Consider the following 16269-nt stretch of genomic DNA (forward strand, 5'->3'; position numbering starts at 1 on the left):
GGTGATTAAGTGGCAACAGACCGGAAACAAAAATCAATCGGAAAAAATGTTATTTGGAACGGAATTCTTTCTTTGTCATCTATTTTGTTCCCGATAATTACATTTCCATATATAACGAGAGTTCTGGGGGTAGAAACAAATGGAGCAATATCATTTGCTACTTCAGTGGTGAATTATTTCGCACTTTTTGCGACACTGGGGCTATCGTCATATGGCGTAAAAGCGTGTGCTCAAGTAAAAGATGATAGAAACCAACTCTCAAAAGTAACGCAAGAACTTTTGATGATCAGTTCTATAGCTGCAATTATTGTATTAGTGGTTTTATATCTTAGTCTGTGGTTCGTGCCTCAATTCAAAAGTTATAGATCATTGATGATGGTGTATAGCGTTAATATTGTGCTGAATGTCCTCGGAATGAACTGGATGTATCAAGGCATCGAGAAATATAAATATATCACCACAAGATCAATTGCGTTTAAGATTATCTCGATTGTATTAATGTTTCTTTTTGTTAAGAAACCGTCTGATGGTGTTATTTATGCAATTATTTCTGTGTTTGCAGTTAGTGCAGGAAACATTCTGAATATCATTTATTCGCACAATTATATTTCTTTTAAGAGATATAATGAATATAGTTTTAAAAGGCATTTGAAACCCATTTTTATTTTGTTTGCAACAAAGTACAGTTTACAAGGGACTACACAGGGTAGGTATCTGACGGGAGGTGTTCCGCCCGTCAGATTTTCCATGTGATATTCAAGCTGTCGCTTGTGGCGGCTATGGTGGTAATCATCAGATCCACCACCCGCCGCTTGTCGTCAAAGGATACATTCTCCCAAGTGTCGAGATAGCCGGAAATCTGGCTGACCTGTTCCGGGCTGATGGCTTCCACCGTCAGTTCCGCTATCCTCGCCAGAAGTTCCTGCTTGCGCCCGTCCAGTTCCGCTATCTTCACATTCACATAGGAGAGCAGGACATTGTTTGCGCCCGTCAGACTGTCCACTAACTTTTCAATCTCGCTGTCCACATGGAGAAGTTCTACTTGCAGGGCGGCGATTTTCGGGTTTGCCTTTGCCGCTTTCTTCCCGCCCGTCAGCGTCTTGTGCTTTTCCAGCTTTTTCACCATCTGCTGATAAACCACCGCTTCCAGTTCCGAAGTGATGATTTTCCCGCACCCGGCACAGCTTTTATTGTCCAGCCGCTTTGTGCAGCGGAGATATTGCTTTCCCACAGGATTGTTAATGCTCATAAGGGCATACCCGCAGTTCCCGCACTTGATTTTTCCCGCCAGCCATGTATGGGTGGCTTTCCGGGCAGACTGGATTTTCATGTTGTTCATCAGCTTCTTGCGGCAGGTCAGCCAGATGTCAGAGGGGACAATGCCCTCATGGGGAGCCAGCACCAGCATTTGGTCTTTCAAGTCGTTCTTTTTGCTGGGCTTCACATCCCGCCCTTGATACAGATAGCAGCCGTTCATGCCCGTAAAATCGGCAGCGTCATTGACAATGACCGTCCATTGACTTTTGAAAAATTCGTACACATCAAGGTCTGCCTGCACATAGACAGGATTGCGTAACATCTGCGCCAGCGTGGGGCGTATCAGTTCTTTACCGTTGAATAAAATCCCCTGTTCGGCAAAGTACCGGGTAATGTCTCCATAGGAAGTTGTGGGCTGAGCATACATCTCAAACATCAGCCGGATATTTGCCGCTTCATCTGGGTTTACCACCAGCTTCTTTGTGTTGATACCGTCCAACTTAATCGGCTCTGTATGGAAGCCGTAAGGGGCTTTCCCGCCCATCTTGAAACCACGCTGACTGCGGGAGTAGTAAGCGTCCGTTACCCGCTTCTGTATCGTTTCCCTTTCAAGCTGGGCGAACACAATACAGATATTTAACATCGCCCGCCCCATCGGGGTGGAGGTATCAAACTTTTCCGTAGAGGACACAAACTCTACATTGTACTGCTGGAACAGCTCCATCATGTTTGCGAAGTCCAGAATGGAACGGCTGATACGGTCGAGTTTGTAAACCACGACCTTTGCAATCAAGCCCCGCTTGATGTCCCGCACCAGTTCTTGAAACTTCGGACGGTCTGTGTTCTTGCCGCTGTACCCTTTGTCTGTGTATTCCTTGCAGTTACCGCCTTTCAACTCATATTTGCAAAATTCAATCTGGCTTTCAATGGAAATGCTGTCCTTTTTGTCCACCGATTGTCTTGCATAGATTGCGTCTATTCGATTATTCATATTGTCGCTCCTTTTCTTAAAAAAGAAACGGAGCTGCTGACACCTTTATTATACCGTCAGCAGCCCCGCAAATCAACGATGGCTTCGGAAAATCTTATGCTCCGGCTTCCTCACTCTGCCGCTTGTCGGCATACTTGCGGAACACCTCATAAAGCTGCTGTTCCAGCTCCCGGCGTTTTGCCGCTTCCTGCTCCGGCGTGAATACCGGGGAGAGATTTTCCAGCGTGATTTCCTTTCCCTGAAAAGTCACGACTTCGGTTTCTTTCTTGTATCTGATATGCTCCATAGTACCTCCGTATTTAATTTTCAAAGTGCAGTGCCGCCATGCTGCGGCGTGAAATGTTTTCTGTCATCAATCACCGTTCCCTTGTGTGCCGCTGTTGGCGTTTCAGTTCTGCCAGCACCTCCGGTGGGATGCGGTCTACCAGCTGCTGAATGTCGTGCAGCTCGCTTTCCAGCTTTGCCCGTTCCATCGTATCTTTCATCTTGCCTTTTTCGCTGGCTTTGGCTCTGGCTTCCAACTGTTCATTTTCCGCCAAAAGGTCGTTTATCGTGACCTTGTATTTTTTGAGCTGCCCAGAGAAGTTCTCCATCTGCGGAAACCACTTTTTCAGCAGGGAGAGGGCTTCCTCTTTCTTCTTTCCGGCATTCAGCGGGTTAATGCCGTCCAGCGTGGCTTCAATGGCTCTTGCCTGTTTGGAGAGATTGACCGCCTGCTTAAACAAACGGGTGGGGATATGCTTCCTGCCTGTCTTGCTGGCACTTTCCCCACGCTCCAAGTCAGGATATTTCTCCACCATATAGGCGTGAAAATCGTCCTGCCACTTTGTCAGGTTTGCCCGGTTGCCGATAATCTCCTTTGCACACAGGCGGTTGTCCTCTGTAAGCGGGACAAGGACCAAATGCAGGTGGGGCGTTTTCTCGTCCATGTGTACCACCGCCGACACGATATTTTCTTTCCCTACCCGCCTGATTAAGAAATCAGCCGCCCTCTGGAAAAATTCCTGTATTTCCTTTGGGGACTTCTTCTTGAAAAACTCCGGGCTGGCGGTAATCAGCGTATCCACAAACCGGGTACTGTCCTTACGGGTACGGCAGCCAGCTTGTTCAATGCGGCTTTTAATGAAGTGGTAGTACCTGCCCTCTGGCTTAACGATATGGAAGTTGTACTTGCTCCGGCTGGTGTCAATATCCGGGTTGCTGGCGTACTGTTCCTTTTGCCGTTCGTGATGGGCTTCCAGCGGTCTTGCTGGATTGCCCTTGTGTTTTTCAAATCGCAAAATTGCGTGTTGTGCCATGAAACTCCTTTCCCCGTTCCGTTCCTTTCCGGGACTTTTCCACAGGAAAATCCCGCAGAAAATATCTCGGATCGGATAGGAATGGATAAGATATAAATAAAATCGTTTTAATCTCTGTATTTCTATATACCGTCCGGTTTTCGTACTTCAAGAGGATTGATTATCGTACTTGTGGAGTGCGGTTTTCAGTCCGACCGCGTTCCATAACCGGATTTCTTGAAGTCGGTATTTGGAACCGCTTCATAGGATTTTGGGTAAATGCGGTTGGGTTTTCCACAGCCCTGCTTCTGGATCTCCACCAGTCCGGCATATTGCAGCTCCCGCAGGGTATTGACCGCTTTCTGTCGCCCACAGTGGAGCAGCTCCACCACCTCGTTGATGGGATAGTAGAGGTAAATCCGCCCGTATTCGTCCGCCCAGCCATTTTTCCGGGATAGGTCTGTTCGGCGCAGGATAAAGGCATACAGTACCTTTGCTTCGTTGGACAGTGGCGTGAATGTGGGGGCTTCAAAAAGGAAATTAGGAAGCCGGGTAAAGCTGACCGCCTTTTCCGGCTGATGGATATAAATGGTGTTTGTCATATCGTGTTTTGTGGACGGTTAGAAGCCCGTTTTCTGGGGCAGACGGTAGTTTCTATTGCCTGCCCCTGTTCTGTGCTTGCAAAGCCTTGTAAATCAAGGACTTTTCAGCCCCTAACTGTCCACACAAGACCTCCTTTTCCGTTCACTTTCTGTTTTCTGCCGCCTGTGAACTCTGGCGGCACAGCCGGGGCAGTATTTCGCCCGGTTTGACTTTGGGACGAACACTCTGCCGCAGACCGCACAGCGTTTCAGCTCCTTATCCCGGAAAATCTCCGCTTCCAGCGTCCCGATTTGCGGCAAGACCGACCAGCGGAACCACTTACAGCAGACCGAGAAAGAAATGGTCTGGGGGCAGGTGTGGGTGTCCCCCTCGTCAAGGAGCATACAGTTCCCGTCCTCATAGTTGCAGCACTCCCGGCGGATCAGGGCGTTTGCCTGTTTCCTCTGTGCCGGTGTCATGCGGTAAAGGGAACCGTCCTGTCTGCGCTCTATGGGCGGCAGTCGTTTATATGGGTTCTCTCTCATGTGTTCCCTCCATTTTTCCTTTGCCGTTCTCCCCGAAAAGGCTTCCTGCCCCATTCCTGCGGCGTGTTCCGGCGTTGGCACGCTCCCCGGACTTCGGGACATTTTGTCCCGAAGTGGCTCGTTGCGGTGCTTCCCCTGCCGGGGTATTCCTTTTCGGACGGTCATTCTGTTTTCAAGGTGCAGCTCATCGATGAACTACCTTAAGTCTACACCTAAAAGACCGCCCGCCCCGTATATCCATAAGGTCGGAAATCAGCCCGGAAAACTCTCTATTTCCACGCTCTTGGAATTGTGGTAGAATAGAAGAAATAGAATGGCAAATCGAAATTTCACGGAGGTATATTATGGGACTGTTTTCAAAGAAGAAAAATGAAGAAGTGGCTATTGATGAACTAACACCACAAATAAAAACTAAGTTAGATGAATTAGCCCAAAAAGGCAATCAGTTTGAGGAAGAAGAACAATATGAGGAAGCTATACAAGCATGGAAAGAAGCTCTTAGCCTAATCCCAGAGCCACAGCAATTTTACAGTGAAACCATATGGTTTTTAGCTGCCATTGGCGATATTTATTTTCAAAAGAAACAATACGAAAAAGCACACGAATGCTTTGACAAAGCAAGGGGGAATTTGAGCGGCGAGGGATATGGAAATCCGTTTGTTATGCTTCGATTAGGTGAATGTTGTTTAGAAATAGGGGACGAAAAAAACGCCACAGAATATTTGCTTAGAGCCTATATGTTTGAAGGAAGGGAGATATTTGAGCCTGACGAGGACGGTAATGATGATGGCAAAAAATATTTTGATTATTTAAGAACTCATGTTGAAAACATTGAGTGAAGATTAAGATAACACAGTTCCCATTTATCGAGCAGACAAGGAGGGAGAGCATGGAACTATCCATACAAGAACGATTGAAAGATTTGCGTGTGGAGCGTGGGCTGACGCTGGAGCAGCTTGAGGAGCAGGTAAATCTCTCCAAGTCTGCGCTGGGCAGCTATGAAGCAAAGGATTTTAAGGACATCAGTCACTATGCTATTATCAAGCTGGCGAAGTTTTACGGTGTAACCGCCGATTATCTACTGGGGCTGTCCCAAACAAGAAATCACCCAAACGCTGATCTTGCAGACCTGCGTTTGAGTGATGATATGATTGAACTCTTGAAAAGTGGGTTGATAGATAATTCCCTCTTGTGTGAACTGGCAGTACACCCGGATTTTCCCCGGCTGATGGCTGACCTTGAAATCTATGTAAACGGTATCGCAGGAAAACAGGTACAGAGTGCAAACGCCATCGTGGACACCATGAGTGCAACGATTATGAAGCAGTACAATCCCGGCTTGTCCGACCCGCAGCTAAGACAGCTTATCGCCGCCCATATTGATGATGACAGCTTTTGCCGCTATGTGATACAGCAGGACATAAACAAGATAGCCCTCGACCTGCGGGAAGCCCATAAGGACGATTTTTTCAGCGTTCCGGGGGACAACCCACTGGAAGATTTCTTGCAGACCGCCGAGGAAACTGCCAGTCCAGACAGCGACCCGGAGCAAGCGGCTTTGGCGTTTATCTGTAAGCGGCTCAAGCTGAATTTGAAAAAGCTGTCCGAGGAAGAAAAGAAGTGGCTGAAAAAGATTGCACAGAAGTCGGACTTGCTGAAAAATCCGAACCCACAGCGGGGGAGGAAATAAGAAATTGATAAAATTGAATTTACTTTTTTAACAGGAGGATTATACAATGAGTATGGATTTGAATTTTTGGAAGTACAAGGAAGATACCGCACATGACCATTCAACCGTATATCAGACAGCGTGTTGTGATGGCGAGGTAATGGAAGTATTGGAAGTTCTTCCGATTGACGAGATTTTGAAAAAAGTGGCTGATTCTTTTTCTGACTGGAATATACAAGGTGGAGGCAAAGATTTTGAAAAAGAAGGACATGGAGCATTTCAGGTTTTTACAACTTCGCAAATCGTAAGGTTTGATTGCTATGGTATGCAAGAGGCTGATATGAACGCTCTCATGGATATTTTACTTGATTTTGGTTGCCCTCTATACGACCCACAAATTTCAACGAGATTCGATTCTTGGACAGATAGATAACAAATCCCATTTATCGTGGAGATAGCAAAGCCAGCCGAGCCAGTCAACGGTCAAGATGAACGGCGCATTTTATGCGCCGCCGTTGACAGTCCCGCCCGTCTTTGCTAATAGTCAATCAAGGCGGGAAAGCCTTAAAATGGCTTCCCGCCCATTTCAATTTTGAGAGAAAAATCCGTCTGTTTTTTCGTAAGTGTGGCTATCCGTGTGGGACGGGGGCTTTCATATCCGCCCTGTCTGCTGATGAAACCAGTCCTGCGCTTGCGGCTCCACGCCACGCAATCACAGCCCTGTTTTCCTGCCGTTTCAAATGCCCTTGTCCTCCCGGTTGGCAACGGCATTTTCGCAGCAACGCCGACAGAGCGTATAACACACTACACTTTGCGAGCAAAGTCGTGTGCCAAGGGGCAAGCCCCTTTGGAAACCCCAGACAACAAAACAGGCTGAATATCTCGCATTTCCCCGGTGCTTGATATTCAGCCTTTATTTGTTGTCAGCAGCCCCCGCTTCGTGGTCTGCGTGTAGTTCCTTGTAAACTGACCTAACCCTTGCAATTAATGTTTATTCTCACATGGATACAGTAATGCTTGGATTATATCAAGGTGATTATGCAACAGGTATATATTCCGTTGCTGTTAAAGTAAAGACTATTTTGCTGACTTTGATATCTTCATTTAGTGTGGTTATGATGTCCAGATTGTCATATGTTGGTAGAAACAGCGAAAATAGTATGTATGGGTTACTACAGAAATCGTATGAATTATTGCTGTTTGTGACCATTCCAATTTGTACTTACTTTACATTTTTCTCGCGTGAAAGTGTTATCTTTCTGTCGGGAGTATCTTTTGAAGAAGCTAGCGCACCAATGAGAATTCTGATGCCTACAATTATTATTTCTTCTGTGTCCCAGATTGTAGGTAGTCAATATTCTGTTTCGATAGGTAAAGAGAAAAACCTCATGATTGCCGTTGTTACAGGAGCTATTGTAAACCTGATATTTAACAGCATTTTCATTCCTAAACTATCATATAATGGAGCGGCTATTGGTACCTTGATTGCTGAGGCAACGCAATGCTCTATTCAGATTTTTTTGGCATGGCAAATGGTGAAGCAAGTATTTACAGTTAAGGCCCTGGGTAAAGTGGTCATAGGAACAGGAATTGCTTATATAGTTTCTTTGATATTTAATTCAATGATTAGTATTTCGGGAAGTTTTTGGATGTTATTTATAAATGCATGTCTGTTCTTTTCTGTATACGCAATTGTAATGATTATCTTGAAATATGAGCTGTGCCTTAGTATGCTTCAGCTAGCGATATCCAAGATTTTGAAAAAATGAAATAGATATACGATTATTGGGGACGATGTCCTTATGAGAGGTTAAACACTATGTACGATTATTTAGTAGTAGGATCAGGCTTATATGGAGCTGTATTTGCACAGCAAGCGAAAGCAGCAGGCAAGTCGGTACTTGTAATTGATAAGAGACCAAACATTGCTGGAAATGTTTATACGCAAAAGGTTGAAGGAATAAATTTTCATAAATATGGAGCACATATTTTCCACACCAACAATACAAAGGTTTGGAATTACATCACACAGTTCGCAACATTCAATCGTTTCACAAACTCTCCGGTTGCAAATTATAAGGGCGAGCTTTATTCCATGCCTTTCAATATGTACACTTTCAACAAGATGTGGGGTGTTGTAACTCCTGAAGAAGCTGCTGCAAAGATTGAAGAGCAGAAGAAAGAGATTTCCGGCGATCCTCAGAATCTTGAGGAGCAGGCTATCAGTCTGGTTGGACGTGATATCTATGAAAAACTGGTAAAAGGTTATACCGAGAAGCAGTGGGGACGTGATTGCAAAGAACTTCCTGCATTTATCATTAGGCGTTTACCGGTTCGTTTGACTTTCGATAACAACTACTTCAATGCTCTTTATCAGGGCATTCCAGTGGGTGGTTACACCAAGATGGTTGAAAACATGCTTGCAGGAATCGAAGTAATCCTTAATGAGGACTACCTTGCAGATAAGGATAAATGGGACGGCATGGCGGCGAAGGTTGTTTACACCGGAGCTATTGATGCATACTTCGATTTCTGCCTGGGCAATCTTGAGTATCGTTCTGTTCGTTTTGAAAATGAGATCCTCGAAATGCCAAATTTTCAAGGAAACGCAGCTGTCAATTATACAGATCGAGAGACTCCTTGGACCCGCATTATCGAGCACAAATGGTTTGAGTTTGGTAAGGATGAAGAGGGCAATGATCTGCCTAAGACTATCATTAGCCGTGAATACAGCTCTGAGTGGAAACCTGGTGATGAGCCTTATTATCCTGTAAACGACGAGAAAAACGGTGAACTCTATAAGAAGTATAGAGCGTTAGCAGATAAAGAAGAGAAAATCATCTTCGGTGGTCGTCTTGGCGAATATAAGTATTATGACATGGATGCAGTTATTGCATCTGCTTTGGATATGGCTGAGAGAGTTTTAAGGAAGGATTAATAACAATGTCTGAGAAAAAGAGATATGCATATTTTGATTATCTAAGTATAGCCGCATGTATAGCTGTACTTTATATGCACCATAATGGGTTGGCTCATCATTATGAAAAGTCTGCCATGTGGCTAATTTCTATGGGAATTGAATGCTTATGCTTTTGGGCTGTGCCTGTCTTCTTTATGATTTCAGGGGCTAAACTAATGAATTATCGAGAGCGACACACCACGAAAGAATTCATAAAAAGAAGGATAGAAAAAGTTGTAATCCCGTGGTTGGCTTGGAGCGCAATTTTTCTGTTTTTACAAGTTATAAAAGGAAGCGTAAAGCTAGAAGAAGTCCTTTCAATAAAAGTAGTTTCTTTATTCTTAAATACAGAAATCATAGGAGTGTATTGGTTCTTTCCTGCTTTGATATCCGTATATCTTTGTATTCCAGTTCTATCCGCTATAAGCAAAAGCGAGGACGGGGACGGTATCCTCAAATATATTGTGGGCGTGACTTTTATAACCACCTATTGTTTACCTTGGCTATTTGAAATCTTGAGGATTGAATTCAATCGTGATTTGATGTTCCCGCTGGGGGGTGAGTATTCCGGTCAGTTTTACACCGTAATTCCGGAAGTTGGAAACCGGCGTTCCGATGTAAAGGAAACCGTGATTCCAGAGCCATGGAAACCGTGGTTTCTTCCCTTATAATGTATTTATGCGTCTCTTAGCGTAAATACATTATAAGGAGGTCGTCTGTTATGACCAAATACCGCGAGATTATCAGACTTGCCAGTCTGAGTCTCAGTCAGACGAACATCGCGCTTAGCTGCGGTGTATCCAAGAAAACGGTCAATAAGGTTTTAAAAGCTGCCAGAGAAAAAGGCATCTCGTGGCCGCTTGATCCAAACCAGACCGATTCAGTGATTGAGCAGCTGCTGTTCCCGAAGAAGAACAGCCCTGAGTCTCAATCAAACAGGCGGATGCCGGATTATGCGCATATCCGCAAGGAGCTTCTCCGTAATGGAGTAAATAAGAAACTCCTCTGGACAGAATACCTTGAGGAATGCCGCCTTTCCGGGGATGAGCCGCTTATGTACTCACAGTTCTGCTATTACATCCAGAAGGATGAACAGAAGCGCCGCGCCACCATGCATATCAACCGCAAACCTGCGGAACAGGTTGAGGTTGACTGGGCCGGAGATCCGGCACATATCATCGATCCGGATACCTGCGAAATCCTGGATGCCTACATTTTCGTAGGAGTGATGACTTACAGCCAGTATCCATACGTAGAAGCGTTCATGGATGAAAAGCAGCCTTCGTGGATTGCTGCGCATGTCCACATGTATGAATATTTTGGCGGTGTTGCCAGGATTCTCGTGCCGGATAACTGCCGTACTGCTGTGGATCACAACAAGGGTTGGAAAGATCAGCGGATCAATGCCGTCTATCAGGAGATGGCAGAGCACTATGGCACTGCGATTATTCCAGCCCGCGTCCGGGCTCCAAAGAACAAACCCAATGCCGAGGGCAGTGTAGGGAATATTTCCACCTGGATCACCGCAGCCCTGCGCAATGAGCAGTTCTTCTCCCTCATTGAGTTAAACCGAGCAATCCGACAGAAACTGGAAGAGTTCAGCCATCGCCCTTTTCAAAAGAAAGAGGGCAGCCGGTATGAGATCTTCCGCAACGAAGAACTGCCACTCCTGGCACCTTTACCTGCCACCCCATATGAACTGGCGGAATGGAAACAAGCCACCGTTCAGTTCAATTATCACATATCCTTTGCCGGAATGCTATACTCAGTTCCTTATGAATATATAAAACGCAAAGTTGATGTGAGGGTTGCAGATAAGACCATTGAGATTTTTTACAATCACAACCGGATTGCATCCCACCGCCGGCTTTATGGACGTAAGGGACAATACAGCACCGTCACAGAGCATATGCCGGCATCTCACCAGCAGTATCTGGAATGGAACGGCGACCGTTTCCGCAAATGGGCGGAGCGGATCGGCTCCAGTACTTATCAGGTAATTGATGCAATCCTTACCTCCAAACGCGTAGAACAACAGTCCTACCGCAGCTGTATGGGGCTTTTAAAACTGGCCGACAAATATTCCGTTGACCGTTTGGAAGCCGCCTGCCGGAAAGCACTCTCCTTTACGGCTGCTCCCAGTTATAAGAGTATCAAGAACATCCTTGATACCGGAAGCGACCAGATGGAGATGCCGGACAAAGGAGCAGCAAGCAGCCATACTGAACCAGCAAAGAGCAGCCATGCGCTTACAAGGGGCGCTGATTACTACAGGAGGTAAGGAACCATGACTACACAAAGCACGATAGATAAACTCATTGAAATGCGCCTGACATCTATGTCTGATGCATTCCGCATCCAGATGGATGATCCCAAGATGAAGGAGATATCTTTTGAGGATCGTTTTGGAATGCTGGTGGATATCGAATACAGCAACCGCAAGAGCAACAGCCTGAAACGCCTGATCCGCAATGCCGGATTTGACCAGCCAGACGCAGACATTGGCAATATCAACTATACTTCCGGGCGCAAGCTGAACCGTTCTTTGATTGAGCGGCTCGCAACCTGTGAATATATCACAGAACACAGGAATCTCTTTATTACCGGAGCTACTGGGAGTGGAAAGACCTACCTGGCATGCGCATTCGGGATGGAAGCCTGCAAACAGCGTTACAAGACGAAATATGTCCGCCTGCCGGATCTGCTTCTGGAACTGGAGATGGCACGCAATGACGGTACATACAAAAAGGTCCAAGGGAAATACGCTAACCCTGTTCTGCTGATCATTGATGAATGGCTTCTGCTGAAGCCCACAGAATCCGAACAGCATGACATTCTGGAGCTTCTTCACAGGAGACGCAGGAAGTCATCTACCATCTTCTGTTCCCAGTACGACCCCAGTGGCTGGTATGACCAGCTTGGTGGTGATGACAGTCCTCTGTCGGAAGCGATATTGGACCGCATCAAGCATGATGCATACAAGATCAATATCGTCCCAACGGATCCGGCGAATTACAGATCCATGCGGGAGGTATATGGATTAGATCCGGCCTTAAGCGAGTAAACTCACAGGTAACAATCAATTAAGTGTGGTATCCCTGTTCCGGATTAGCGGTTTCCTGCCGCTGGATTGGCGGTATCCGTTCCTCCGGAACAGCGGTACTCCCGCACAAGAATATTCAGGGGGTACATTTTATGGGCGATTTTAGGTTATCTTTTAAATAAAGTAAATCTGGATAAAAAGAAAAGATCAGCTATTTATATCGTCGCAATAGTTGCACTTGTATTTAGATATGTTGTTACAGTAGTAGTATCGTGCAAAAATGACGAGCTATACGAAGGATTATTTGACTATAACCAGTTTCATACGGTATTTTTGTCTATGGGAATCTTTGTTTTCTTTAAATATCATTTTATGAATCGGTGCAATAACAGTAAATGGGTTGTTAGCTTAGCATCGTAAGCGCTCAATAAAATAATGGCTATCTTCCCATAAGGTATTCCGCTATAGTTGAAGTAAAATACTCCAACTTCAACTTTTCGATTTGATCCAACATCTCTGCTGTATCATGTCAGACCATGGCATCAGCTCTTCTATCCCTTCGGGCTCATTTTTGTAGTCCGGCATATAGAGCAGTACGGTCTCCAGATATGCGTAGATATTCAGATCGTTGAGTTTTGCAGTTTCTACTAAACTGTAAATGATAGAGCTGGCACGGGCGCTTTTTACGGTATCGTGGAACAGGAAATTTTTCCGGCCTACTGCATAGGGGCGGGCGATATTTTCTGCGATATTGTTCGATATGGAGCACCGCCCATCCAACAGGTAGTTCTCCATATATGGCTTCTGGTTTTTCGCATAGGTCACCGCTTTGGCCAGACGGCTTCCGCCAGCTGGCTTCACTGTTTTAAGCCATGACCAGTAAGCCTCCCAGATGGCAGACTCTGTCTCAAGGCGCTTAGCTTTCCGGGTGTCGGCATCCAGATCCGCATACTCCTTTTCCAGTTCGAATAACTGGTTACAGTAGTTTAAACCGATTTCTGCAGGGGTCTTATCGGAAGACTTCCTGGATTTTCCGGGAAGCGCTTCATTCCAGTACCGCCTCATATGGGCAAAGCAGCCACAGCGGATGACCATGTTTTTTGCAAGCACTTTTTCCTCAAAAATGCAGATTGACTTCCTCAAAGTTGCATGGGGAATTTCCTCAGTATTGCATTTCCCCCTCCGGCACTCTTTTAGGTGCCGGAGAGGAGCCGTTGCAGGCATACAAAGTTTATTAGTTACAGATATGTGATGCTGGTTTCATCGGTGCCGTTGACAAGCCTCTTCATACGGGCCAGTTTCTCTTTCTCCTGTTGAGGATCGATACCGTTACATACCATGCTGACATATAGCTCATAAGCCGGATCTCCTTCAAAATCGCGGGCGATGTTGTTTAAAATGTCTGACCGCAGCCCTTCTGCCCATTCGGGCGGAAGATATTTGATGAGGGCCTGGCGCCACCGGACGAGTTCTTCTTCCAGACCGATGATGGTATGTACCATCTCGTCAGTGAGACGCATGAAATCATGCACGGTCCTGCAGCTGTAGAAACAGTCTTCCGGATCATGCTCCTTGAAAATTTTATGTTCAGGCATTCCGGGCACCTCTCTTCTGTCGGGAAGTAAACATGTCGTTGATACTGGATTCCCGCAGCCGGTTGTTTTCACCGGGGAAGAGTATCAGATGGCAGTGGTGCATCAGCCGCCCTACAAGTGCGGCGGTCATCTGCTCATCATACAGGACATTTACCCATCTGGAAAACTCCAGATTTGTATTAAGGATAATGACTTTCTTTTCATGGATCTCGGAGAGATAGTCAAACAACAGCTGGGCACCAGTCCGGTTGTACGGGACATACCCGAATTCATCCAGAATGAGGATATCTGCCTTATCCAGCTTCTTGTGAAGCTGCGCAAGGCTGCCTCTTTCCTGAGCCTCTGAAAGCTGGTTGATGAGCGAGGCTGTCCGGAAGAACTTCACAGGGATCCCGCTCCTGCATGCTTCCATCCCGATGCAGATGGACAGCATGGTCTTGCCGGTGCCTGTGCTGCCGTACATCACCAGGTTATTCCCTGCATGGAAAAATTCCAGCGCTTTCAGGCTTTCAGGTGTGACACCCGATGGAAACTGCACTTCATCAGGTTGAAATGCGGCAAAGTTATGCTGGACTGGGAAACCTGCGGAATGGATCAGCTTTCCGATGCGTGCTGCTTTCCGGCATTTGATCTCCTCGCTTAACAGGTTGTACAGGTATTCCTGATGGGTTTCGCCCTGTATGGCAAATGCATTATCAGCCAGGTTGGCCGACAGGCGCAGCTGCCTGCAGCAGGAAGCAATGGCGTCTCTGTAGTCATCCATTTGCGGCACCTCCCTTCTGCAGGAAAAGGTCATAGGAAGCCAGATCCACCGGCATCTGTTCCAATGCGGGGACACCGCTCTGGAATGGCATCGGCGGGAGCTCCGGTACATCCGCATACAGTCTCCGGTACAGATTCTTCAGGCTGTCCGGATCCCTTACCTGGTAGAGAAGGGCCTGGTTGACTGTCTGAAGGGCGCTGTCAAATCCAGTCCGCCCGGTCAGCTCTGCAAGGACTTTCAGAATAGCTCCCCGGTCCGTGCTGCCACAGCTCTTCATGTACCGCTGCATGTTCTCCGGCATCATATCGTAGATGCCGCTGTTGAACAGGGAACGGGGCTTCCTGGAGATAGCCGTCAGATACGGCAGCCATTCCATGCTTGACTGTTTCTGGTCTCCGTAGAGCCGCCTGTGTGTCACAATAGGGCGGTGCTGCATGTCCATGACCTGTACCCGCCGTGAGGTGATCTTAAGCCACACGTTCGTACAGACGTGGTCTGGAGAGACGGAATACTCATGCTTTCCTTTCTCCAATGTAAACCTGCCCCATTTATCCGTGAGTACCGTCTCATATCTGGCCGGATCAAACGCAACATCCGGCAATGGGAGAAGCGCCTTCTTATCCTCGCCAAAGCGTTCCAGTATCGTCTGGTCGTAGTGGTAATGCTCCCGGTCCATGTCACTGTCAGCCTCTGTAAGGAGACGGCTGTTGTATCCGGACAGTTCCATGAACCTGGGCGGCGGCACGAGGAAGTTTCTGCGGCTGTATTCAACCTTGTTCTCCACGTTTCCCTTTTCCCATCCGGATTCGGGATTCATGAACTTATAGCGGAACCCATAGTGTTCACTGAACCGGAGAAACTTATCCGTCAGCTGACGGCCCCCGTCCTTTAGGATCTTCGTGACAAGGGTTGATGTGTTATCAAACCAGATTTCCGTGGGGACGCCTCCAAGATGCATAAACATGGTGATCATGCCCTCCATGAAGCACTTGGCATTTTCACCATACATCAGCTGGAGATACCCGGCATTGCTGAACGGGAAGGAAAGCACCAGATACTTTCCTTCAATGGATAAACTGTTTTCAAAGAACTGTGCGGCGCCGAAATCAGCCTGGGCCTCGCCGGGGTAGTGGATGAGCGGCAGATAAGACTTTTTGCTGTCAAGATGCATCTGCGATTTTCTGTAGGCCACGTACTGCGCAACCAGCCGGTAAGAGCAGTCGAAGCCTTCGCTTTCTGCCAGAAGCCTCTTAAAAACCCTTTTTGCGGTATGGCGCTGCTTCCTGGGAGCCTTACGGTCATCCAGGAGCCACTGATCAATCAATGGCTTATATGCATCCAGCTTCGGGCACATATTTTCCGGATCCTCTTTTTTTGGTTCCGGTGTGTTAAAATCGGTCATGTCCAGATACTTACTTATCGTTTTCCGGTCATGCCCCGTCTCAGCAGCAATAGCCGAGACACTTTTCCCTTGCTCATAAAAGAGCTGTCTGATAGAATGAACCTTGTCCATTGCAATCATACTCCTCGTATTATATAGTAGTAGTGTTTATAGACCCTCTCCAAGGTCTGTATGCTATACTGTTTG

18 protein-coding genes are annotated in these 16269 nt (G+C 46.6%); 9 read left to right on the forward strand and 9 right to left on the reverse strand.

Annotated elements, in window-relative coordinates:
* Nucleotides 1–9: 9 nt before the first annotated feature.
* Nucleotides 10–753 carry an oligosaccharide flippase family protein gene (locus LK436_RS08515; protein ID WP_008395212.1) on the forward strand — a complete coding sequence of 248 codons (744 nt, stop codon included), beginning with the start codon at nt 10–12 and terminating at the stop codon, nt 751–753.
* Here LK436_RS08515 and LK436_RS08520 read toward each other — a convergent pair.
* From LK436_RS08520 to LK436_RS08540, 5 genes are all read right to left on the reverse strand, one after another.
* Nucleotides 737–2248 (reverse strand): recombinase family protein, encoded by a 1512-nt coding sequence (locus tag LK436_RS08520; protein ID WP_008395211.1) that lies wholly within the window; start codon nt 2246–2248, stop codon nt 737–739. The genes LK436_RS08515 and LK436_RS08520 overlap by 17 nt on opposite strands.
* Nucleotides 2249–2342: 94 nt before the next feature.
* Nucleotides 2343–2534 (reverse strand): hypothetical protein, encoded by a 192-nt coding sequence (locus tag LK436_RS08525; RefSeq protein ID WP_002566025.1) that lies wholly within the window; start codon nt 2532–2534, stop codon nt 2343–2345.
* A 70-nt stretch (nt 2535–2604) separates the two neighbouring features.
* On the reverse strand, nt 2605–3546 hold the full coding sequence (gene mobV, locus LK436_RS08530; protein ID WP_008395207.1) for a MobV family relaxase: 942 nt from the start codon (nt 3544–3546) through the stop codon (nt 2605–2607).
* A gap of 185 nt (nt 3547–3731) precedes the next feature.
* Nucleotides 3732–4127, reverse strand: coding sequence for a replication initiator protein A (locus LK436_RS08535; RefSeq protein WP_008395205.1), 396 nt, complete (start codon nt 4125–4127; stop codon nt 3732–3734).
* 111 nt (nt 4128–4238) lie between these two features.
* Complete coding sequence (locus LK436_RS08540) at nt 4239–4652, reverse strand: cysteine-rich VLP domain-containing protein (RefSeq protein WP_044931594.1); 414 nt, start codon at nt 4650–4652, stop codon at nt 4239–4241.
* Between the two features lie 344 nt (nt 4653–4996).
* Between LK436_RS08540 and LK436_RS08545 the strand changes: the two genes are divergently transcribed.
* The 8 genes from LK436_RS08545 to LK436_RS08580 all read left to right on the forward strand — a co-directional run bounded on the left by LK436_RS08545 (nt 4997) and on the right by LK436_RS08580 (nt 12344).
* The gene (locus tag LK436_RS08545; RefSeq protein WP_004462512.1) at nt 4997–5491 is read left to right on the forward strand and encodes a tetratricopeptide repeat protein; all 495 of its coding nucleotides are present in this window, start codon (nt 4997–4999) and stop codon (nt 5489–5491) included.
* Between the two features lie 50 nt (nt 5492–5541).
* Nucleotides 5542–6342, forward strand: a complete 801-nt coding sequence (locus LK436_RS08550; RefSeq protein WP_044931530.1) for a helix-turn-helix domain-containing protein — start codon at nt 5542–5544, stop codon at nt 6340–6342.
* A gap of 46 nt (nt 6343–6388) precedes the next feature.
* Nucleotides 6389–6754, forward strand: a complete 366-nt coding sequence (locus LK436_RS08555; protein WP_008398421.1) for a hypothetical protein — start codon at nt 6389–6391, stop codon at nt 6752–6754.
* Nucleotides 6755–7304: 550 nt separating this feature from the next.
* Entirely contained in the window at nt 7305–8090 is a 786-nt protein-coding gene (locus tag LK436_RS08560) for a polysaccharide biosynthesis C-terminal domain-containing protein (protein WP_227910211.1), read from the forward strand.
* Between the two features lie 50 nt (nt 8091–8140).
* Complete coding sequence (gene glf, locus LK436_RS08565; protein ID WP_008398416.1) at nt 8141–9259, forward strand: UDP-galactopyranose mutase; 1119 nt, start codon at nt 8141–8143, stop codon at nt 9257–9259.
* A 5-nt stretch (nt 9260–9264) separates the two neighbouring features.
* Entirely contained in the window at nt 9265–9951 is a 687-nt protein-coding gene (locus LK436_RS08570) for an acyltransferase (RefSeq protein WP_008398414.1), read from the forward strand.
* A 50-nt stretch (nt 9952–10001) separates the two neighbouring features.
* Nucleotides 10002–11561: an IS21 family transposase gene (gene istA / locus LK436_RS08575; protein ID WP_008398413.1), complete on the forward strand. Its 1560-nt coding sequence runs from the start codon at nt 10002–10004 to the stop codon at nt 11559–11561.
* A 6-nt stretch (nt 11562–11567) separates the two neighbouring features.
* Nucleotides 11568–12344 (forward strand): ATP-binding protein, encoded by a 777-nt coding sequence (locus LK436_RS08580; protein ID WP_147594810.1) that lies wholly within the window; start codon nt 11568–11570, stop codon nt 12342–12344.
* A 468-nt stretch (nt 12345–12812) separates the two neighbouring features.
* Here the strand turns inward: LK436_RS08580 and LK436_RS08585 are convergent, their stop codons facing one another.
* From LK436_RS08585 to istA (LK436_RS08600), 4 genes are all read right to left on the reverse strand, one after another.
* Nucleotides 12813–13466 (reverse strand): IS66 family transposase, encoded by a 654-nt coding sequence (locus LK436_RS08585; RefSeq protein WP_227910191.1) that lies wholly within the window; start codon nt 13464–13466, stop codon nt 12813–12815.
* A 95-nt stretch (nt 13467–13561) separates the two neighbouring features.
* The gene (locus LK436_RS08590; RefSeq protein WP_008395593.1) at nt 13562–13918 is read right to left on the reverse strand and encodes a hypothetical protein; all 357 of its coding nucleotides are present in this window, start codon (nt 13916–13918) and stop codon (nt 13562–13564) included.
* The gene (istB, locus tag LK436_RS08595; RefSeq protein ID WP_008395594.1) at nt 13911–14681 is read right to left on the reverse strand and encodes an IS21-like element helper ATPase IstB; all 771 of its coding nucleotides are present in this window, start codon (nt 14679–14681) and stop codon (nt 13911–13913) included. The genes LK436_RS08590 and istB overlap by 8 nt, the downstream gene beginning before the upstream one ends.
* Entirely contained in the window at nt 14674–16194 is a 1521-nt protein-coding gene (istA, locus tag LK436_RS08600; protein ID WP_347476035.1) for an IS21 family transposase, read from the reverse strand. Before istA (LK436_RS08600) ends, istB begins: the two co-directional genes overlap by 8 nt.
* Nucleotides 16195–16269: the final 75 nt, after the last annotated feature.

Source organism: Clostridium sp. M62/1, from assembly GCF_020736365.1.
Lineage (GTDB): Bacteria > Bacillota > Clostridia > Lachnospirales > Lachnospiraceae > Otoolea > Otoolea saccharolyticum_A.

Excerpts from the sequence above, each read along its gene's own strand:
- LK436_RS08520 (WP_008395211.1), bottom strand. The coding sequence starts at position 2,248 with ATGAATAATCGAATAGACGCAATCTATGCAAGACAATCGGTGGACAAA.
- LK436_RS08525 (WP_002566025.1), bottom strand. The coding sequence starts at position 2,534 with ATGGAGCATATCAGATACAAGAAAGAAACCGAAGTCGTGACTTTTCAG.
- mobV (WP_008395207.1), bottom strand. The coding sequence starts at position 3,546 with ATGGCACAACACGCAATTTTGCGATTTGAAAAACACAAGGGCAATCCA.
- LK436_RS08535 (WP_008395205.1), bottom strand. The coding sequence starts at position 4,127 with ATGACAAACACCATTTATATCCATCAGCCGGAAAAGGCGGTCAGCTTT.
- LK436_RS08540 (WP_044931594.1), bottom strand. The coding sequence starts at position 4,652 with ATGAGAGAGAACCCATATAAACGACTGCCGCCCATAGAGCGCAGACAG.
- LK436_RS08545 (WP_004462512.1), top strand. The coding sequence starts at position 4,997 with ATGGGACTGTTTTCAAAGAAGAAAAATGAAGAAGTGGCTATTGATGAA.
- LK436_RS08550 (WP_044931530.1), top strand. The coding sequence starts at position 5,542 with ATGGAACTATCCATACAAGAACGATTGAAAGATTTGCGTGTGGAGCGT.
- LK436_RS08555 (WP_008398421.1), top strand. The coding sequence starts at position 6,389 with ATGAGTATGGATTTGAATTTTTGGAAGTACAAGGAAGATACCGCACAT.
- glf (WP_008398416.1), top strand. The coding sequence starts at position 8,141 with ATGTACGATTATTTAGTAGTAGGATCAGGCTTATATGGAGCTGTATTT.
- LK436_RS08570 (WP_008398414.1), top strand. The coding sequence starts at position 9,265 with ATGTCTGAGAAAAAGAGATATGCATATTTTGATTATCTAAGTATAGCC.
- istA (WP_008398413.1), top strand. The coding sequence starts at position 10,002 with ATGACCAAATACCGCGAGATTATCAGACTTGCCAGTCTGAGTCTCAGT.
- LK436_RS08580 (WP_147594810.1), top strand. The coding sequence starts at position 11,568 with ATGACTACACAAAGCACGATAGATAAACTCATTGAAATGCGCCTGACA.
- LK436_RS08590 (WP_008395593.1), bottom strand. The coding sequence starts at position 13,918 with ATGCCTGAACATAAAATTTTCAAGGAGCATGATCCGGAAGACTGTTTC.
- istB (WP_008395594.1), bottom strand. The coding sequence starts at position 14,681 with ATGGATGACTACAGAGACGCCATTGCTTCCTGCTGCAGGCAGCTGCGC.
- istA (WP_347476035.1), bottom strand. The coding sequence starts at position 16,194 with ATGGACAAGGTTCATTCTATCAGACAGCTCTTTTATGAGCAAGGGAAA.